General features: G+C 63.4%; 13 protein-coding genes. 8 read left to right on the top strand and 5 right to left on the bottom strand.

Annotation, left to right across the window (positions count from 1 at the left end; genetic code table 11):
• Positions 1–108: 108 nt before the first annotated feature.
• Both epmA and GO014_RS11625 read left to right on the top strand, forming a co-directional pair.
• Complete coding sequence (epmA, locus tag GO014_RS11630) at positions 109–1,158, top strand: EF-P lysine aminoacylase EpmA (RefSeq protein WP_157290483.1); 1,050 nt, start codon at positions 109–111, stop codon at positions 1,156–1,158.
• A complete protein-coding gene (locus tag GO014_RS11625) occupies positions 1,155–2,192 on the top strand; it encodes a lysine-2,3-aminomutase-like protein (RefSeq protein WP_157290482.1) in 1,038 nt (345 codons plus the stop codon). Before epmA ends, GO014_RS11625 begins: the two co-directional genes overlap by 4 nt.
• Positions 2,193–2,311: 119 nt before the next feature.
• On the opposite strand, the gene fabV is transcribed toward GO014_RS11625, so the two are convergent.
• From fabV to GO014_RS11605, 4 genes are all read right to left on the bottom strand, one after another.
• Positions 2,312–3,481 carry an enoyl-ACP reductase FabV gene (gene fabV / locus GO014_RS11620; RefSeq protein WP_157290481.1) on the bottom strand — a complete coding sequence of 390 codons (1,170 nt, stop codon included), beginning with the start codon at positions 3,479–3,481 and terminating at the stop codon, positions 2,312–2,314.
• A gap of 136 nt (positions 3,482–3,617) precedes the next feature.
• Positions 3,618–4,265, bottom strand: a complete 648-nt coding sequence (locus tag GO014_RS11615) for a glutathione S-transferase family protein (RefSeq protein WP_157290480.1) — start codon at positions 4,263–4,265, stop codon at positions 3,618–3,620.
• 3 nt (positions 4,266–4,268) lie between these two features.
• Positions 4,269–5,978 (bottom strand): Rieske 2Fe-2S domain-containing protein, encoded by a 1,710-nt coding sequence (locus GO014_RS11610; RefSeq protein ID WP_157290479.1) that lies wholly within the window; start codon positions 5,976–5,978, stop codon positions 4,269–4,271.
• Positions 5,979–6,075: 97 nt separating this feature from the next.
• Positions 6,076–6,972 (bottom strand): aromatic ring-hydroxylating oxygenase subunit alpha, encoded by an 897-nt coding sequence (locus GO014_RS11605; RefSeq protein WP_157290478.1) that lies wholly within the window; start codon positions 6,970–6,972, stop codon positions 6,076–6,078.
• Positions 6,973–7,140: 168 nt separating this feature from the next.
• Here GO014_RS11605 and GO014_RS11600 point away from each other — a divergent pair, with 168 nt between their 5' ends.
• Positions 7,141–8,172 (top strand): Ldh family oxidoreductase, encoded by a 1,032-nt coding sequence (locus tag GO014_RS11600; protein WP_343030923.1) that lies wholly within the window; start codon positions 7,141–7,143, stop codon positions 8,170–8,172.
• Position 8,173: 1 nt separating this feature from the next.
• Here GO014_RS11600 and GO014_RS11595 read toward each other — a convergent pair whose 3' ends face one another.
• Positions 8,174–8,950: an SDR family NAD(P)-dependent oxidoreductase gene (locus tag GO014_RS11595; RefSeq protein ID WP_157290477.1), complete on the bottom strand. Its 777-nt coding sequence runs from the start codon at positions 8,948–8,950 to the stop codon at positions 8,174–8,176.
• 168 nt (positions 8,951–9,118) lie between these two features.
• On the opposite strand from GO014_RS11595, the gene GO014_RS11590 reads away from it, so the two are divergent.
• From GO014_RS11590 to GO014_RS11570, 5 genes are all read left to right on the top strand, one after another.
• A complete protein-coding gene (locus tag GO014_RS11590) occupies positions 9,119–10,318 on the top strand; it encodes an efflux RND transporter periplasmic adaptor subunit (RefSeq protein ID WP_157290476.1) in 1,200 nt (399 codons plus the stop codon).
• A gap of 7 nt (positions 10,319–10,325) precedes the next feature.
• A complete protein-coding gene (locus GO014_RS11585) occupies positions 10,326–12,326 on the top strand; it encodes a MacB family efflux pump subunit (protein WP_157290475.1) in 2,001 nt (666 codons plus the stop codon).
• Positions 12,327–12,690: 364 nt separating this feature from the next.
• Entirely contained in the window at positions 12,691–14,559 is a 1,869-nt protein-coding gene (locus GO014_RS11580) for an autotransporter assembly complex protein TamA (RefSeq protein ID WP_157290474.1), read from the top strand.
• Positions 14,559–18,896: a translocation/assembly module TamB domain-containing protein gene (locus GO014_RS11575; RefSeq protein ID WP_157290473.1), complete on the top strand. Its 4,338-nt coding sequence runs from the start codon at positions 14,559–14,561 to the stop codon at positions 18,894–18,896. Before GO014_RS11580 ends, GO014_RS11575 begins: the two co-directional genes overlap by 1 nt.
• A gap of 12 nt (positions 18,897–18,908) precedes the next feature.
• Entirely contained in the window at positions 18,909–19,511 is a 603-nt protein-coding gene (locus GO014_RS11570) for a class I SAM-dependent methyltransferase (protein WP_116588868.1), read from the top strand.
• Positions 19,512–19,528 lie beyond the last annotated feature (17 nt).

The raw sequence follows: 19,528 nt of genomic DNA, 5'->3' as shown, positions 1-19,528 counted from the left end.
GGCGCGGGCTAGAGGCAGGGCCGTCCGGGCGCCGGAATATGTCTATGTGGTGCGCCCGATACCCTATTCCGCGCCCTTTCGCCAGACCGGACGGCAAGAAACCCATCAATGACGGCATCCCAGACATCGCCCTGGTGGCATCCTGACCGCCATGCCGACCGGCGGCCGGCATTGCTGGCGCGGGCGCGTATCGAGGCCCGGGTGCGCGGCTGGCTTGCCGAACGGGACTTCCTGGTCGTCGATCCGCCGGGCCTGCAGCGCTCGCCGGGAAATGAGGCGCATCTGCATGCCTTTGGCACGCAGATGATCGGCAATGATGGGGTCGGGCAGGGCATGTATCTGCACACCTCGCCCGAATTCACCATGAAGAAGCTTCTGGCCGCAGGGGAAACCCGGATTGCGAGTCTGCAACATGTCTGGCGCAATCGGGAGCGCAGCGCCTTGCACCATCCCGAGTTCACCATGCTCGAATGGTATCGGGCAGGCGCGCCCTATGAGACAATTATCGCCGATACGCTGGCCATGATCCGGCTGGCGGCAGAGGTGACCGGGATCAGGCAGTTTGAGTTTCGCGACCGGGTCTGCGATCCGCTTGCCGTAGCGGAGCGGATCAGCGTTGCCGAGGCGTTCGAGCGCTTTGCGGGCATCGACCTGTTGGCGACCATGGATGCCGACGGCGTGCCGGACGATGCGGCACTGGCCGAGCAGCTGTTGCGAGTGGGCATGGCGCTGCCGGAGGACCGGCGCTGGAGCTATCTGTTCACGCATGTGCTGGTGGAGAAGGTCGAGCCGGCCCTGGGCAATGGGCGGGTGACGGTGCTAGACCGCTATCCGGCCTGCGAGGCGGCACTGGCGCGGCGGGTGCCGGGTGACCATCGCGTGTCTGAACGTTTCGAGGTCTATGCAGCCGGAGTGGAACTGGCCAACGGTTTTGGCGAATTGACGGACGCAGCCGAACAGCGCGTACGGTTCGAGGCGGAAATGGCCGAAAAGCGGCGCATCTATGGGGAGCGCTACCCGATCGACGAGGATTTCCTGGCAGCGCTAGAGTTCATGCCCGAGGCCAGTGGAGTTGCCCTCGGGTTCGACCGGCTGGTGATGCTGGCCACCGGCGCGCAGCGGATCGAGGCGGTGTTGTGGGCGCCGGTGGCGGAATGAATGGTTCTTCGGTCAAATCCGTGGCGGATCTGAAGGCGGCGAGGCTCGTTGCGCCAGATGCAGAGCTCGGTGCCGTCGCCGAAAAATACGCTATTGGCATTACTCCGGTAGTGCTGGACCTGATTGATCCGGACGATCCGGATGATCCGATTGCGCGGCAATTCGTGCCCACGGCCAGTGAGTTGACCACGACACCGGAGGAGCGGACCGATCCGATCGGCGATCTTGCGCATTCGCCGATGGAAGGGATCGTGCATCGCTATCCCGACCGGGTTTTGCTCAAGGCGGTGCATGTGTGCCCCGTCTATTGCCGGTTCTGCTTTCGGCGGGAAATGGTGGGGCCGCAGGGGCTGGGGACGCTGACGGCTGCCGAGCTGGATGCGGCCATCGGCTATATCGCGACGCATCGCGAAATCTGGGAGGTGATCCTGACCGGTGGTGATCCGCTGGTGCTGTCGCCGCGCCGGTTGCGTGACCTGATGGAGCGGCTGGCGGGCATTGAGCACGTCAAAATCGTCCGCTTCCACACGCGGGTGCCGGTGGTGGAGCCCGAGCGGATTGATGATGAAATGGTCGCGGCGCTGACGGCGAGCGGCAAGACGACCTATCTGGCGGTGCATGCCAACCACCCGCGCGAATTGACGGCGGCGGCGAAAGCCGGGTTCGACCGGATGCTTGCAGGAGGGATTGCGCTGATCAGTCAGAGCGTGTTGCTCAAGGGCGTCAATGATGATGTCGAGACCTTGGCGGCGCTGATGCGCGGTTTTGTCGAAAACCGTATCCGGCCCTATTACCTGCATCACCCGGACCTGGCGCCGGGTACTGGGCATTTTCGTGTCGGCATCGAGGAAGGACAGCGCCTGGTGCAGGCGCTGCGCGGCCGGATTTCCGGGCTGTGCCAGCCGGTCTATGTGCTCGATATTCCCGGCGGCTATGGCAAGGCAGATATCGGCGCGGCCTCCATTACCGGGTCGGATGGATGTTTTACCGTGCGCGACTGGCAGGGTGACCAGCACGAATACTGGTCAGAGTAGGATACCTCCACCCAACCTCCCCTGACAGGGGGAGGGGCCGTTCTGGTGGTCGCCGAGGATACTGAACAGACCGATCTTTCCCTCCCTTTTCTTGGGGGAGAAGGGAAGGTGAGCGTCGTTCAGTCCACCACGCGCGGGTCGACATCCTTGGAGTAATCCACGCCGCCAACGGCAAAGCCGAACAGGCGCATGAATTCTTCGCGGTATTTCGGCAGGTCGGCGAGTTCGGCGAGGTTTTCGGTGTTGAGCACCGCCCAGCGCTTTTTCAGTTCGGCCTGCATGGCGTCGGATAGTTCCCAGTCATCGACGCGGATACGGTTGTCGTCGTCGAGCACGATGGTGCCCTGCAGCTTGTCGCGGAACAGGCGGTCGATCTGGTGGATCGGGCCTTCGCCCAGCCCCATTTCGTCTTCGACCTTGATGAGCAGGGTACCGTAAAGGGGTACCACCGGAATGGCTGAGCTGGCCTGGGTGACGACGGCCTTGAGCGCCACGACATGGGCGGCCTGGTCGCCATGGGCGGCGCGGATGGCGGCGGCGGCGCGGTCAAGGTCGCCCTTGGCCTTGCCCAGAGTGCCCTTGTGGTAGATCGGCCAGGTCAGCTCGCTGCCGAGATAGGTGTAGTTGAGCGAGGCGAAATCGTCAGCCAGCACGCCTGCTTCAGACAGGGCAGCGATCCAGAGTTCCCAATCCTCGCCGCCCATCACCTTGACGGTCGCGGCTGCCTCTTCCTCGGTGGCCGGCTCCACAGTGACCTCGGAGACTTCGCCGGTGCCGGTGTTGAGGGTCTTGGAGGTGACCTGGCTGCCATAGGGCTTGATGGCCGAGCGATAGGTGACGCCGTCCTTGGGGTCGGTGCGGACCGGGGAGGCCAGCGAATAGACGATCAGGTCCACCTGGCCGAGCGTCTCCTTGATGGCCTCAATGGTCTGAGCCTTCACTTCATTGGAAAAGGCGTCACCCTCGATGGTGACGGCCTTGCTGCCGGCGGCGCGGGCGCGATTTTCGAAGGCCCGGTTATTGTACCAGCCGGCCGATGCGGGCTTGGTCTCGCCCGGCTCGCGTTCAAAGGACACACCGACAGTATCGGCGCCAGAGCCAAAGGTGGTGACGATGCGAGAGGCGAGGCCATAGCCGGTCGAACAGCCTAGCACCAGAACGCGCTTGCGCCCGGACGGGATGGGGCCCTTGATCACCACATGATCGATCTGGCGCTGCACATTGGTGGCGCAGCCGGTTGGATGGGCGGTGGTGCAGATGAAGCCGCGGATCTTGGGTTCGATGATCATGGGATTTTCTCCTCAGTTTGACCAAGGCAATAGCGGGAATGGCGGCGGAGGGCTAGGGGTTGAGGCGGAGTACCCCCACACTAGCTCCCCCTTATCGGAGGAGGGGTGGCCTCGGCGAGTGCCTCGGAATTTGGACTTAATCCACCTTCGCTGGCCCGGCCGGAAAGATGCCCGACATGACGGTGAAGCCGGGAATACGGCGCACCCGGTCGGTCCAACGCCGGAGGGCTGGGTAATCCTGGCGCGAAATGCCGCCTTCCTCGGAGAGCATCACATAGGGAAAACAGGCAATGTCTGCCGTGGTCGGGTGGGACGGAGAGCAGAGCCAGTCACGCCCCTCGCGTTCGCCGAACCAGAGATGCTCATCGATCAGCCGGAAAATGCGATGGGCGCCGTTCTGGCTCTTCTCGATGTCGAAAGCATAGTCATAACCCAGCGCCAGGCGGGCCGCAGAACTGGTGGAGGTGATGTCGTCGGCGACGGCATGCCAGCGCAGAATTTCGGCGGTGATGGCCGGATCGTTCGGGAACCATTGGCCGGAGGCATCGTATTTTTTCGCCAAGTAAGCGAGGATGGCGCCAGAGTCGGACAGTACCAGATCGTCGTCCTTAAGCACCGGCAATTGCCCGAAGGCATTGAGCCGCAGAAACCAGTCGGCCTTGTGCTCGCGGCCGGGGAAGAAATCCACTGGCACGATGTCATAGGGGAGCCCAAGAATGCTCATCAACAGGCGCAGCTTGTAGCAATTGCCGGAGAGCTCGAAGTCGTAAAGGGTAATGGCCATGGGTCAGATATCCAGCACCAGGCGCGCCGATTTCGCACGGCTCACACAGGTCATCATGCAGGTGTTGGACGCCTTCTCGCTCTTGTTGAGATAGACGTCCTGATGGTCGACCTCGCCCTCCATGACGGTGGTCAGGCAAGTGCCGCAGGCGCCCTGTTCGCAGGAGGAAGGGACAGACAGGCCAGCCTCGCGCATCACCTCGAGAATGGTGTGGCCGGCCGGCACATGCAGCGTCATGGCCGAGCGCGCCAGTTCGATATCGAAGGCGGATGAGGCGTCGATCGTCTTGTCGTTCTGGAAGTATTCGAAATGCACTGCCTCGTCGGGCCAGCCGAGGCCGGACGCTGTCTCCTGTACCATTTCGAGCATGGCGCCGGGGCCGCAGATATAGACATGATTGGCGAACTGGTGTGGCCCGAGCACTTGATTGATGGTGCCCTGGATCGCGTCGCGGGCGAGACCGGTATGGATGTGGACCGCACCATGCAGCACATCCAGTTCGCTTTTGAACGCGACGCTTTCCCCATTGCGGGTGAAGTAGTGCAGCTCATAGGGCAGGCTCGACTTGTCGAGAAAGCGCGCCATGGAGAGCAGGGGGGTGATGCCGATGCCACCGGCTATCAGCACGGTGCGGGTGGCGTCGCGGCGCAGCGGGAAATTGTTGCGCGGCTCGGAAATGGCCAGCACATCGCCCTCGCGCACGGTTTCAACCAGCACCTTGGAGCCGCCTTTTGAAGCGCTCTCCTGCTTGACGCCGATGACATAGCTGAGAAGGTCGCCGGGGCCATTGGTGATAGAATATTGCCGGACCAGCCCGTTGGGCAGGTGCACATCGATATGGGCGCCGGGCTGGAAGGTGGGCAGGTGGCTGCCGTCGCGGTCGGCCAATTCGAAGCCGATGACGCCGTCGGCGCTCTGCCATTTGCGCTTGACCACGACATTGAGCGTATTGCCGCGCGGCACGGCAATGTCGGGCATTGTCGCAAGGTCCGCCGAGACCTTTTCATAGATGGGCTGCAACGGTTCGGGCGCGGGCTTTTTCGCCGCGGCGCGTTCGAGCCGGTCGCGCAAACGGGTCAGCTGTTCGTTGTAGTGGCGCAGGGTCGCCAGTTCGTCGGTCGGGGTCCGGGGCAGGAGGCCGCGGATCACGGCGCGTCCGGCGTCGATAGGCTGGACGAAATAGACCACGTCGCCGAGGCGCACCGTCATGCCCGGCAAGAGGTCCGCCGGCTGATCGTCGGGGGCAAGACGGGCGAGGCCGGCTACCACATCCCCGGGTGCCGCATTGACCGGCATGGGCCGCAGGGCAAACCAGTCTTCACCGACGGCTCCCGGGAAGGGCACAAAGGGCTTTTCGTCATTGGCCGACGACCAGATCAGCCCGTAGGCTTCCTTCACCGGATATTTGCGGTTTTCGATGCGGCGGGCCGGGGCATCGGCGGGGTGGGCCGGAATATAGGTGCAGCCTGCGGATTGGTTGGCGTAGCGCCAGCCATGATATTGGCATTTGAGTTCCTGGCCTTCATTGATGCCGATGGAAAGGCGCACGCCGCGATGCAGGCACCGGTTTTCCCAGACATTTACATTGCCATCGTCGGCCCGCCAGACAGCGAGCTCCCGGCCAAGCAGCTGGCCCTGATAGACATGGCGGAAGGGCAGGTCCTCGCTCGAGGCGATGGGATACCAATTGGGGTCGGAAAGGCTCAGGGGCATATGGCTTGTCCGTCAAGGCCGGCAGTCGCGCCACGACTGCAGATATTGTGGACTGGTTGCCGGGGGCCCTTGGCGTACGAGGCGGCAACCTGGGCGATCAGCTCGCTTGAGGGATCACGCCGTAAGTAATGCCCTTCTGGCTCAGCCAGCGGCGATAGGCGATGGCGCTCTTGTCGGCGCGGATCGGGGTTTCGGCGCGCGGGTCGAGCGGCAGTTTCTTGGGATATTGATTTTCCAGGATCGGCTTGTCCTGGCCAAAAATGGTCTGCTGGAAGCGCCGCAGGTCGGTAATGGTCGAGGTCGAATCGATCATCGACTGCAACAGATGGGCGCGGCAGCGTTCCTCGGTCATGGGCTGGAGGAAAATGCCGATCACGTCGCGGCGGCTTTCATCCTCGGGGCAGGACTTGTAGAGCACCGCGCAATACGGGTGCGGCACGCGATAGACATATTCCACTTCCATGGCCTGGGTCGCCGACTTGGCCGCACGGGGCTGCATAAACCTGCATCTGGTGGCCAGCACCTCGTCGCGCTCCTCGGACACCTCGACGTCGTATTCCTTGACCTCGGTGTGCGGTTCAGAGCCCAGAATATCGGTGTGGACGTAAGGGAAGTGGCCCATATCAAGGAAGTTCTCGACCGCCCGTGGCGCGGAGACATGAATGCCGATGGAGCCACAGCTCATGTTGACCCGGTCGGGTTCGGCAAACTCCGGAATCGGGAAGAGGTCATCGGTCGGGGTGCCAAGACAGGTCCAGGTATAGCCATAGGCAGTGCGGACGGGCAGGCGTTCGACGATCGTCTCGGCGTCGATCTCGTCGCCTTGCTCCTCATCGCTGCGCAGCCAGACGACGGGCTCGCCATCATTGCCGCGGGTCAGCGCCAGGGGAGTGTCGAGCAGCAGCGTGGTTTCTATCAGGCCGATCGGCAGTTCGTTGGTGGCGGCAACAACGTGCCAGAGATTGCGGGTAATCGGATCGATGGCGTTTGGCATGGGGCAGTCTCAACTTTGTTGTCCAAGCATAACCCGGTGGGCGGTCAGTGCCAGCACAAAGTTGGGTATGGGCCATGCGTCTGAGGCATGATGGTGGACACGCAATACGCCAAGACCGCATGGTGCATATCAAAAGGCTCAGATTGAGGTCTATGAGGATGATGCGTCGTGGAAAGTGAAGCCCCCCGTTTTACCGAAACCCTGCTGGCCGAGCGCGTCGAGATGCGCCTGGCCGAGGCAGGCGCCAGTGATGCCTCAAGGGCAGCGGCGACCAGAGCCATGCTGCATGCCTCGCTGGTGGGTGTCGACAGTCATGGCGTGCGGCTGACCGGGCATTATTGCCGGATGCTGGCCGGCGGCCGGCTCAGCAAGGATCCGCAGCTTGGCGTGGACAAGCGCGGTGCGGGCAGCGCCATGGTGGATGGCGCTGACGGGCTGGGGCATTACGCGGCTTACAAGGCCGTCGAGGTTGGCATGGAACTGGCGCGGGAGGCCGGCGTAGGGGCGGTTGGTATCAAGAACTCCTCGCATCTGGGGGCGGCGGGGGCCTATGCGCTGGCGGGGGCCGAAGAAGGCTTTGTCACCTTTGCCACCACCAATACTGATTCCATGGTGGCGCTGTTTGACGGCGCGCAGAAATTTCACGGGACCAATCCGCTGGCTTTTGCCGCGCCCGTGCCGGGGAGCAGACCGTGGCTCCTCGACATGGCGACCAGCTCCATTCCGCTCAACCGGGTCCTGCTGCATCGTTCGCTCGACAAGGCTTTGCCCGTAGGTGTCGCAGCAACCCCAGATGGCGAGATGACCACCGACCCGCATGAAGCCGACATGCTGCTGCCGCTGGGGGGCACGGATTACGGCTATAAGGGCGCGGCCCTCGCCGGGGTAGCGACGCTGTTCTCGGCGCTGCTCACAGGGACCACGCTCGATCCTGATTTCATCCCCATGTATGGCGGCGATGATATTTCGACGCCACGGAATATGGGCCATTTCGTGCTGGTGATCGACCCGGCCAAATTTGCCGGCCGGGCCGCTTTTGGGGCGGCGATTACCACCTATCTGACGGCGTTGCGCGGTTCCCCGGTGCGCGAGGGCGGGCGCGTGATGGCGCCGGGCGACAGGGAATGGGAAGAGCTGGACCGGCGGCGCGCCGAAGGCATTCCCGTCGATCCGGATACGGTGGCGTTCCTGGGGCTCTAGCTTATTGCTCGCGGTAGATGTCGAACGGTCCAATCGCCTGGGTGGTGGCCATGAGCTGGATCTTGTTGACGTTGACGTGTTCGGGCAGCGACGTGGCCCAGAAGATGGACTCGGCGATGTCCTCGGCAGTCATGGCCTTGGTGTTGGCATAGACATTGCCCGCCTTATCCTCATCGCCCTTGAAGCGGACCACGGAAAATTCGGTTTCGGTCAGCCCCGGCTCGATATCGGTGACGCGGACATTCTTGCCCTGCAGGTCCGAGCGGATGGCGAGGGCGAAGTGCTTAACGAAGGCCTTGGAGGCGGCATAGACCGAGCCGCCGGGATAGGCAAATTCACCCGCCACCGATCCCAGGGTCACCACATGGCCGCCGCCGCGAGCGATAAGTCCCGGCAACAGCAGGCGCACCGTGTAAACCAGCCCTTTGATGTTGGTGTCGATCATGGTCTCCCAGTCATGCAAGTCCGTCTCGGCCGCCGGCTGCAGGCCGAGAGCCAGGCCGGCATTGGCGAGCACGATATTGATCTGGTCGAAGGGTGCGGGAATGGCGGCGATGGCCGCTTCCATGGCGGCGCGGTCGCGCACATCGAGCGGGATGATGTGGCATTTGTCATGGCCAAGTTCGTCGCGCAGTGCCAGCAAGCGGTCCTCGCGGCGACCGGTCGCGATCACCTTGCCGCCTGCAGCGACATAGCGGCGGGCTGCCGCGGCGCCGAAACCGGAAGTGGCGCCGGTGATGAAGACAACGAAGCGGCTGGGATCGAGCAGCGAATACATGATGGGTCCTGGAGGGGTGGTCAACAGTTGGCGCGCAGGGTGGACCGCACTTCCTGCCCGCGTCAACATTTCCAAAGTTTAATGCGCCTTACCCAGTGCTAACGTGAATTTGCCACCCATTGGGCTTATGGGAAACGCATACTGACTCTATTTGGGCCATTCCGAGCCATGAAGCGTTTTGTCAATTTCCTGCTTGTTCTGATCCTCCTGGGCGGTGGTTCTGCGGCGGGCTGGTGGTATTTCCTGGCCCCGACACAGGCCAGCACCACGCCCGATACGGTGACAGTCGGGCGCGGGGATATCGAGACCACTGTGTTGGCCTCGGGCGTGCTGGAGGCGAGCGCGCTGGTCAGCGTGGGCGCGGAAGTGTCTGGCAGCATCAAAGCGGTGCATGTGAGCCTGGGCGACAATGTATCCCGTGGCGATCTGATCGCCGAGATTGACAGTCTCAATCAGGAAAACGCGGTGAAATCGGCCGAAGCGGCGCTGGCGGGCATACAGGCGCAGCGACGCAATCAGGAGGCCATTCTGGCCCAGGCGGAAACCGCGCTGACGCGGCAGCAGCAGTTGAACGCCAATAGCCTGGTCTCGCAGACGGCGCTGGAAACAGCGCAGGCCGCCGTGGAACAGGCCAGGGCGCAGATTGACCAGCTTGACGCGCAGATTGCTCAGGCGGAACTGACGGTGGAGTCCGCCGAACTCGATCTGGCGCGCACCCAGATCGTGGCGCCGGCCGATGGCACCGTGGTCGCCTTGCTGGTCGAGGAAGGGCAGACGCTCAATGCCAATTCGGCGACGCCGACGATTGCCAAGATCGCCAACCTGGACACCATGGTCATCAAGGCCGAGATATCGGAAGCCGATGTGGTCAAGGTCAGCGCTGGCCAGAAGGTCTATTTCACCATTCTGGGCGAACCGGACCGACGCATCGAAGCGACGCTGCGCGAAATCGAACCGGCGCCGACCTCGATCGCCAATGACACGTCCAGTTCGGGCAGTGCGGTCTATTACAATGGGCTGTTCGAGGTGCCCAATCCCGATCATCGCCTGCGCATTTCGATGACGGCATCGGTGACCATCGTTCTGGCGGAGGCGCGCAACGTTCTGTCCCTACCCTCCGGCCTGGTTACAAGGCAGGGGCCGGATGGCGGCGCGATGGTCACAGTCTATGATCCGGCCAGTGAGGAGATGCGGCGGGTGCGCGTGGAGGTAGGGCTCAACAACAACATCAATGCCGAAATCGTTTCTGGCCTCGAAGAAGGAGACCTTGTCGTCAACGCAACTGGCGCGCGTCTGAATTCCAGTTCGGGCGGCCCAGGTGGACCCAGTGGCTCTGGCGGGCCAATGATGATGCGGCGCGGAGGCTAGGCGGGCCATGAACCGTCCTCTCAGCAACTCCGACAGGCTGGGCGCCAGGCCGGTCGAGGCCGGAACGCCGATCATCTCGATCAACGGTCTCGTACGGCGCTTCCAGGCGGGCCCGGAATCGGTGGCCGTCCTCAAGGGCGTTGATCTTGAAATTCACGGTGGCGAGATGGTTGCCATCATCGGCCAGTCCGGTTCGGGCAAGTCGACACTGATGAACATCCTTGGTTGTCTGGATCGGGCGAGCGAAGGCAGCTATCGCTTTGCCGGCCAGGATGTCAGCAAGCTCGATGCCGATGCGCTGGCCGCGCTCCGGAGGGAGCATTTCGGTTTTATCTTTCAGCGCTATCAGCTTCTCCCCGATCTCGATGCGGTGGAGAATGTCGAGGTGCCAGCGGTCTATGCCGGTGTCGACGCGGCCGCGCGACGCGAACGGGCCATTGCGCTGTTGACCCGGCTGGGGCTGGGCGAGCGTCTTGACCATCGGCCCAACGCGCTTTCAGGCGGGCAGCAGCAGCGTGTCAGCGTGGCGCGGGCGCTGATGAATGGCGGCGAGGTCATTCTGGCCGACGAGCCTACTGGCGCGCTGGATTCCCAGTCGGGCAAGGAATTGATGGCTTTGCTCAAGGAGTTGCATGCCGACGGGCACACCATAATTCTCGTCACGCACGACCCACAAATTGCTGCACAGGCCGAACGAGTGATCGAAATCGCCGATGGCGAGATCATTGCCGATCGGCACAATGTCGAGCCGCGCCAGGTCGAAAAGGCCGCAACCGAGATGAAGGTCGCGGCAAGCTGGCGGCGCGGTCTGGATAGTACCGGAGAAGCCCTGCGCATGGCCTTGCGGGCCATGGGCGCGCACAAGCTCAGGACGTTCCTGACCATGCTCGGCATCATCATCGGCATTGCCTCAGTGGTGGCGGTGGTGGCGCTGGGGCAGGGGAGCCAGCAGACCGTGCTGGAGAATATTTCCTCGATTGGCGCCAATACCATCAATGTCTATCCCGGCTCCGGCTTTGGGGACATGCGCTCGGGGCGGGTGCGGACGCTGCGGCCGACCGATGCCGAGGCGCTGGCCGAACAGGATTATGCCGACAGTGTGACACCACAGGTCAGCGCCAATGCCACCGCGCTTTATCGCAACACCGCGACGAATGCCTCGGTGACGGGGGTGGGCACGGAGTATTTCCAGGTCAATGGCCGCAGCTTCACCGCCGGTTCCGGCTTCGGTGAAGACAGTGTCACCGCCATGGCCCAGGAAGCGGTGATCGACCAGAATGCGGTGGATTCCATCTTCGCCAATGGCGGGGATCCAATCGGCGAAGTCATCATGCTGGGCAAGGTTCCGGTGCGGGTTATCGGTGTTGTAGAAACCAGTTCCGGTTTCGGGCCGGGTGGCAATAACGCCAATGTCTATGTGCCCTACACCTCGGCCATGAGCCGCATTCTGGGCCAGAGCTATCTCAATTCCATCGCCGTGCGGATTGCGGACGACTACGATACCGCGCAGGCCGAGGTGGAAATCACCGAATTGCTGACACGGCTGCATGGCGGGACGCAGGACTTCTTCCTGCAGAATACCGACACGATCCGCGAGACCATCCAGTCGACATCGGCGACGCTGTCCATCCTGATCTCCACCATTGCGGTGATTTCGCTGGTCGTGGGTGGCATTGGGGTGATGAACATCATGCTGGTCTCGGTTTCCGAGCGCACCAAGGAGATCGGCATTCGCATGGCCGTGGGCGCTCGCCGCAGCGATATCATGCGGCAATTCCTGATCGAGGCGATCCTGGTGTGCTTTGCCGGCGGGGCTGCCGGGGTGGCGCTAAGCTTTGCGTTGGGCCAGGGGCTGACGGCTATCGTTTCGGGCGCCCGGCTGGCCTATTCCACCGAGTCGATCATACTGGCGATCATTTCGGCCAGTGTGATCGGCGTGGTGTTTGGCTTCATGCCCGCCCGCTCGGCGGCGCGGCTTGATCCGGTCGAGGCACTGGCGCGAGAATAGGGCTTGGTACCTGGATATCGAGCCAATCGAGCATAGCTCTCACGGGCTTCTCACCTCCAATCATGCCACTGGCATGATTGGCCGTGCGGTTCGGCTCGTCGCGTTGCGCTTCGGCCACGTCCTGGCAATCAAAATCGAACAAATTCAATGCAAAGGCTGTTCGGCTGAGGCCGGAGGCCCTAAACTCGCCACGAAATCTTCGCCTTTTGGGCGGGAGCAGAACAGGGCGGGGAAGGATTAACGCAATCTTTCCGTCCATGCGGCAATCTTGGTTTCAGCCCGGTTTGGTTGAAGCGTAAAAGGGCGGGATAGACCACTGCAAAGCGCGCGTCTGGTAACGAGTATTGGCGCCTTGTGCATCGCCATGGCCCTGTCGGCTGCGGCGACAATGCCTGCTGTCGGTTTCGAGCTTTTTGGCATCAAGTTCTTTGAAGACCAGTCCGAGATCGACGCCGATGCGGTGATCGTTGATCCGCAACCCTATTTCGTGACCTTCACCTCCAGCGAGGGCGGCGCTGTCGAAGCGGCGCTGCGCAATGCCTCAGCCTTGCTGGCTGACGAGGCAGAGCCGGCTTCGGGCGCGGCCGGGCTGATCGCCAAGGCGCGCGGTGACTATCGGCGCCTGCTGGCCGCGCTTTATGGCGAAGGCCATTATGGCGGCGCCGTCAGCATCCGCATTGGCGGCCGCGAAGCCTCCAGCCTGGCTCCTGACTCCAGCTTGCCGGACCCGGTCGATGTTACCATCGCGGTGACTGCCGGGCCCCAGTTCCGCTTTGGCGATGTGGTGATTGTCAATCAGGCGCCACCGACACTGGACCCCTATGACCAGGTCGACCTGCCCGTGTTGCGCGGCTTTGGCGTGGGGCAGGTGGCCCGTTCGGCGGTGATCCTGAGGGCCGAGCAATTGGCGTTGCAGGCCTGGCGGCAGCAGGGCTACGCCAAGGCAGAGATCGTGTCGCGCGACGTGGTGGCCGACCATGCCACCAATACGGTGGCGGCAACGATCACGGTTAATCCGGGGCGGCTGGCCGCCTTCGGCCCGGTGCGCGTTACCGGCACGACCAATATGAACCCGGCATTCGTTGCGCAGCAGACCGGTCTGGCGGTGGGCCAGGAATATGACCCCGATGATCTGGAGCGCGCGCAGAAGCGCCTCGACCGGCTCGATGTGTTCCGCGCGGCGCGGCTGGAAGCGGCCGACAGCATCGGCAGCGATGGTTTGCTGCCCTATGACCTGATCGTGGAGGAACTGCCGGGACGTCGGTTTGGTCTGGGCGCAACCTTCTCGACGGTCGATGGGCTGGGGCTAGAGGGCTACCACCTCTGGCGCAATCTGTTCGGGCAGGCCGAGCGGCTGCGGCTCGATGCCCGCGTGGCCAGCATTGCCTGGCCGCTCGACACCGCCCAGTTCGACTATTTTATCGGTGGCACCTTCACCAAGCCGGGCTTTTATCACCCCGATGTCGATCTGGTGGCCACGGTGTCGGCCGAGCGAACGATCTATCCAAAATACACGGAGACCTCGGCGGGCAGCAAAGTCGGGCTGAGCTGGTTCTTTTCCGACGAGCTGACTTTCGAGGGCGGCGCCAGCTTCGAAATCGCCCGGTTCGACGACAGTTTCGGTACCCGCGACTTCCAGACTGCGGGGCTTTATGCCGGCGTAGTCTATGACGGCCGTGACAGCAGCGTCGATCCGACCGAGGGCTGGTACGGCTCGGCCAATATCGAACCCTTCTACGATCTCTTGGGCGGCACGCCGGGCGGGCGGCTTGTGGTCGAGGGCCGCACCTATTTCGGCTTTGGCGAGAATGATCCCTTCGTGCTGGCCGGGCGGCTCAAGGCCGGAGCGGTGGTGGGTCCGGCGCTGGTCGACATCCCGCCCGACAAGCTGTTCTTTGCCGGGGGCGGCGGCTCGGTGCGTGGCTATGGCTTCAAGTCCATCGGCGTCGACGATGGCAAGGGCAACATCACCGGCGGCCGCTACCTGCTCGAGGGTTCACTTGAGGCGCGGGCCAAGGTGACCGACGATATCGGCGTGGTCGGCTTTGTCGATGGCGGCTATGTGGCGGCGGACACCTTCCCGGGTCTCGACGATCTGCGGATTGGGGCGGGCCTCGGCGTGCGCTATTACACCGGTCTGGGGCCCTTGCGGCTCGACGTGGCCGTGCCGCTCAATCGCAAGGCGGGTGATCCGGACTATGCGATCTATGCAGGTATCGGGCAGGCGTTCTGATGGCCAAGTTTTCCGCAACCAACCGCCGTCGCCTGATGATCGCTGCATTGCTGCTGGCACCGGCAGCTGTGCCGGTGGCGCTGGTCGCGCAGGACATGAACAATGAGGAGCAGAAGGATTTCCTGACCGGCTTTGTCGAAGGCCAGCTTTCGACGCCCGAACGGCAGATCCGCCTGTCCAATATTGACGGCATTCTCGGGTCGGATGTCTCGATCCGCGAGATCACCATTTCCGACGCTGAAGGGGTCTGGCTGCGCGTCAACGATGCCAGCCTCAACTGGAACCAGGCGGCCTTGTTCGGCGGCCGGCTCGAGGTCAACTCGCTGCGCGCCGAATCCATCGAATACATTCGCAATGCCATTCCGGTGGAGGGCGCAGTTGATCTGCCGCCGCCCGAGGCTGGGTCGCTGGAGATTCCAGAGTTTCCCGTCGCTATCCAGATCGGCGCACTGGCTATACCCAGCGTGACCTTTGGGGAAGGCGTGTTCGGACTGGGTTCCGAGATTGCGCTCAATGGTTCGATGACGCTGGAAGGCGGCAATCTGGATGCGGTGCTCGATGTCGAGCGGCTCGACGGACCTGGCGGCACGCTGGACCTCGACGTGGTCTATCGGCGCGAGGACGCGACCATCGATCTGGGCCTGTCGCTGGTTGAACCGCCCAATGGGGTGCTGGCGAACCTGCTCAACATTCAGGATCGCCCCGCCATGACGCTGACGCTGGATGGTGAGGGGCCGGTTGCCGATCTGACCACGCAGATGCAGTTGCTCGCCAATGACCAGACCGCGCTGGCCGGTACGGCAACCATTGCGCAGCAGGCCGATGGCTTTGCCATCAACGCCAATCTGGGCGGCCCGCTTTCCACCCTGGTGGCGTTGCCCTACCGCGAATTCTTCGGCGCCGAGACAAGGCTGACGACGAGCGCGCTGGTCAAGAGTGCTGGTGGTATCGACATTTCCAATCTGACGCTGAGTGGCGGGCAATTGGGCCTGACGGCTCGCGCCCGGACCACGGCAGATAATTTCGTCAGCCTGCTCGACCTGACCGCGACCATTGCCGACCCCGAAGGGGACAAGGTGATCCTGCCGGTGCCCGGCAGTTCGACCCTGGTGCAGGGCGGGCAGGTTCGCGTGTCTTTCGGCACCGAGGCCAGTGACCAGTGGCAGGCGCGGATCGATGTCGAGGGACTGGAGACCGATGGCTTTGATGCGCAGACCTTCGGGCTGGGCATTGGGGGGGTTGCGCGCGATCTTGAAGACCCGGCCAGCCGCATGGTCACGTTCAATGGCGATGGCGCCGTGTCCGGCATTTCGGCCGATCCTGGCGTCGAGGCGGCGCTGGGCACTTCGGTTGGGCTGGGCGTTGCCGGGTTGTGGACTGCGGGTGCGCCGATCGAACTGGCGGAATTGCGGGTGGTGGGACAGGCGCTGACCGCGGCCATGGCTGGTGAGATAGACGGCACCGATTTCGACGGACAGATCCGGCTGGCGACGGACAGCATTGCGCCCTTCTCCGCGCTGGCCGGGCGTTCTCTTTCCGGCGGTCTTGAGTTGACGGCGGACGGACAGATTTTCCCGCTCACCGGTGGGTTTGACCTGGTGTTCGATGGCACGGGTACGAATTTGCGGATCGATGACGCGGCCGCCGATGCGCTGCTCGCGGGGCGGGTCGACCTGTCGGGCCGCCTGGCGCGTACCGAGGCCGGCATTTCGGCCGAAGACTTCCTCATTGCCAATAATCAGGTGCAGTTCAGCGCCGATGGGGTTTATGCCAGTGACGCGGCCGATTTCAACATTGCGCTCGACTTGACCGATCTCGCGCTGATCTCCGAGGAGGCCAGCGGCGCGTTGGCGGCGCGGGGCTCGGCACGACTGGCAGCGCCAGAAGATCCGCTGGTATTGGTGCTGGACGCTCAGGTGCCCAACGGCACTTTGGGTGACTACACCTTGCGTGATGCCAAGCTGGGTGTGGCGGCGACTCTGCTCGAGGGTTCGCTTAGCGGCGACGTTACAGGCGCTGCCATGCTCGACGGCCATCGCGCCACGCTGGAGACCAATTTCGAGACAGATGCCGAAATGCAGGCGCTGTCCGATATTGCCTTCGAAATCGTCGGCACGCGGATCACCGGCGGGGTGACCCGCATGGTAGAAACGGGCCTGCTGGACGGCCGCCTGGACGTGGCCGCCAATGATGTTTCGCTAGCTGCGGCACTGCTGCTGACCGATGCTTCGGGTGCGGTCAATGCTGCCATTGAACTGACGCCGCAGGATGATAGGCAGGGGGCCGGGGTGACGGCCAATGTCGCCGAGCTGCGGGTCAATGACATCTCTGTTGGTCGGGCCGATATCACCGCAGGCATTTCAGACCTGTTCGGTGTTCCAGTGGTCAATGGTACCGCCACGGCTGGCAATGTCGTCGCCGGCGGCGTCGTGGTCAATGCGCTGAGTGCGCGCGCCAGACAGTCGGGTGACACCACGAGCTTTGATGCGCAGGCGAAGCTTGCTACCGGCACCGACCTCGATCTGGCCGGGGCACTGAGCCCGGTGGATGGCGGTTATCGCCTGGCGCTGGATCGCGCGAGTCTGGAACAGGGGAACCTGGCGGCGCGGCTTGCCAATCCGGCCGTGCTGATGGTGCAGGGCGAGAGCGTCTCGCTCGATGCGCTGCGCTTCAATGTCGGCTCGGGCAGCATTACCGCCACGGGGACAGCCGGGCAGGCGCTCGACATGGTGGTGGATATTGCCGAACTGCCGCTTTCAATCACCGATGCCGTGGCGCCCGATCTGGGTCTGTCCGGCACGCTCAATGGTCGGGCTGTTGTGTCGGGCCAGGCCGATGATCCGCAAATATCCTTCGAAGTGCGCGGCGGTGGCATCGGCGCCACGGCCATTGCGCCATTCGGCATTGCGCCGCTGGCCTTCAACGCATCGGGCAGCTTTGCTGACGAGGTGGTGACGCTCGACAGTCTCAGCGCCAATGGCAGCGGCGGGTTGGCCGTTTCCGGAGCAGGCCGGGTGCCGCTGACCGGCAATGGTCTCTCCGTGGCGCTCAATGGCTCCGCACCGCTCTCGCTGGCCAACCGCTTCGTGGCGGATCGTGGCGCGCGCGTCTCCGGCACGGTCAATTTCGACGCGCGGGTGGGCGGCAGTCTCACCAGCCCGCAATTTACCGGCAGCGCCTCCACGAATGGGGCGGAATATGTCGATCCCGAGCTCAATCTGCGCCTTACCGGCATTGCCGGGCGGGTGGCGCTCAACGGCACCAATGCCGATATCGAGAGCGTGACGGCCAATCTGGCGACCGGTGGCAGTGTGTCTGCATCGGGCACGGTCGGCCTGACGGCAGCTCTGCCGGTCAATCTGGCAGTGCAGATCAATTCGGCCCGCTATGCCGATGGCGATCTGTTCGTCGCAACCCTGTCCGGCGGCCTCAACCTGACTGGTAATCTGACCGGCGCGCCGCTGCTGGCGGGCAATGTGTTCGTTGAGCAGGCCAATATCACCGTGCCAGAGGGCCTGGGTGGCGGTGCGCAATTGATCGACGTCGAGCACAGGCGCACCCCTGCCGATGTGCAGCAAACGCTGGATCGGGCCCGGATCAATGAGCGTACGGGTGTCGCCGCGGGTGGTCGCGGACCGCAATTGCAGCTCGATATCAATGTCAACGCGCCCAACCAGATCTTCATCCGCGGTCGCGGTCTTGATGCGGAAGTCGGCGGATCGGTGCGCCTGACCGGTACACTCAATGATGTACAGCCGGTAGGCGCCTTTGATCTTATCCGCGGACGGCTATCGATATTGGGGCAGCGCGTCATCTTCGAGACCGGCACTGTGACCCTGGTAGGCGATCTCGACCCGCAGCTCAATTTCGTGGCGCGCACCGAGGGCGATGGCATTACCGTCTTCGTGACCTTGTCGGGGCGCGCCTCGGCACCCGATATCAGCTTCAGCTCCAATCCGACCCTGCCGCAGGACGAGGTGCTGAGCCGGCTGATTTTCAACCGTTCGATGGGCGAGTTGTCGCCGATCCAGTTGGCGCAACTGGCGGCGGCGGCGGCCGAACTGGTTGGTGGCGGCGGTGGCGGCGGGCTGGTGGATAGCCTTCGCGGCGCCGCGGGCCTTGCCGATCTTGACGTGGTCACCGATGACGATGGCAATGTTGGAGTGCAGGCGGGGACCTATATCCAGGACAATGTCTATCTCGGCGCGACGGTCGGGGCGAATGGCCAGTCGAAGGTGACGATCAATCTCGATGTGACCGAAGACCTGACTATCCAGGGCTCGGCTGGCCAGGATGGCAATTCCAGCATCGGCGTGTTCTTCGAGAAAGACTACTAATCGCGGGTGGCCATGAGCTTCTGGGACGAACGCTACGCTACCGACGAATACGTGTTCGGTGAGGCGCCCAATGCGTTCCTCGCGTCGCAGCGGGAGCGGCTGGCCGGTTACGGCAACGCACTTGCGATCGCCGACGGCGAAGGCCGCAACGGCGTCTGGCTGGCGGAGCAGGGGCTGGCGGTTACCTCTGTCGATGCATCGCCTGTCGGGCTTGAAAAGGCGCGACGGCTTGCCGAAAAGCGCGGCGTGGCCCTCACCACGGAGCTGGCCGATATCGAGGACTATCCTTGGCCAGAGGGCGAGTTTGATGTCGTTGTGGGCATCTTCTTCCAGTTTGCGCCGCCGGCCATGCGCGATGCCATCTTTGCGGGCGTGATCCGGACGCTGGCGCCCGGCGGCCTGCTGCTGGTCGAGGGCTATGGCCCCAGGCAGATGCAGTACAAGACGGGCGGACCAGGCATTCTCGACCAGCTCTACACCGAAGAGCTGCTGGCCGATCGTTTCTCCGCGCTCGATATTATTGAGCTGCGCAGCTACGACGCCGAGCTGGCCGAAGGCAATCGCCATAGCGGAATCTCAGCGCTGGTCGATCTGGTGGCGCGCAAGCCCAATTGAAAAGGGCGGCCCATGAG

Origin of the sequence: Devosia marina (genome assembly GCF_009758415.1) — a bacterium.
In the GTDB taxonomy this organism is placed as follows: domain Bacteria; phylum Pseudomonadota; class Alphaproteobacteria; order Rhizobiales; family Devosiaceae; genus Devosia; species Devosia marina.
Note: the sequence above shows the minus strand (reverse complement) of the source record. Positions and strands in the feature narration are given on the sequence as shown.

What these genes read in the sequence shown, in the direction of transcription:
- GO014_RS11575 (WP_157290473.1), top strand. Translation starts at nt 14,559, where the DNA reads ATGGCCAAGTTTTCCGCAACCAACCGCCGTCGCCTGATGATCGCTGCA.
- GO014_RS11580 (WP_157290474.1), top strand. Translation starts at nt 12,691, where the DNA reads ATGGCCCTGTCGGCTGCGGCGACAATGCCTGCTGTCGGTTTCGAGCTT.
- GO014_RS11605 (WP_157290478.1), bottom strand. Translation starts at nt 6,972, where the DNA reads ATGCCAAACGCCATCGATCCGATTACCCGCAATCTCTGGCACGTTGTT.
- GO014_RS11570 (WP_116588868.1), top strand. Translation starts at nt 18,909, where the DNA reads ATGAGCTTCTGGGACGAACGCTACGCTACCGACGAATACGTGTTCGGT.
- GO014_RS11615 (WP_157290480.1), bottom strand. Translation starts at nt 4,265, where the DNA reads ATGGCCATTACCCTTTACGACTTCGAGCTCTCCGGCAATTGCTACAAG.
- GO014_RS11590 (WP_157290476.1), top strand. Translation starts at nt 9,119, where the DNA reads ATGAAGCGTTTTGTCAATTTCCTGCTTGTTCTGATCCTCCTGGGCGGT.
- fabV (WP_157290481.1), bottom strand. Translation starts at nt 3,481, where the DNA reads ATGATCATCGAACCCAAGATCCGCGGCTTCATCTGCACCACCGCCCAT.
- GO014_RS11610 (WP_157290479.1), bottom strand. Translation starts at nt 5,978, where the DNA reads ATGCCCCTGAGCCTTTCCGACCCCAATTGGTATCCCATCGCCTCGAGC.
- GO014_RS11585 (WP_157290475.1), top strand. Translation starts at nt 10,326, where the DNA reads ATGAACCGTCCTCTCAGCAACTCCGACAGGCTGGGCGCCAGGCCGGTC.
- GO014_RS11595 (WP_157290477.1), bottom strand. Translation starts at nt 8,950, where the DNA reads ATGTATTCGCTGCTCGATCCCAGCCGCTTCGTTGTCTTCATCACCGGC.
- GO014_RS11625 (WP_157290482.1), top strand. Translation starts at nt 1,155, where the DNA reads ATGAATGGTTCTTCGGTCAAATCCGTGGCGGATCTGAAGGCGGCGAGG.
- epmA (WP_157290483.1), top strand. Translation starts at nt 109, where the DNA reads ATGACGGCATCCCAGACATCGCCCTGGTGGCATCCTGACCGCCATGCC.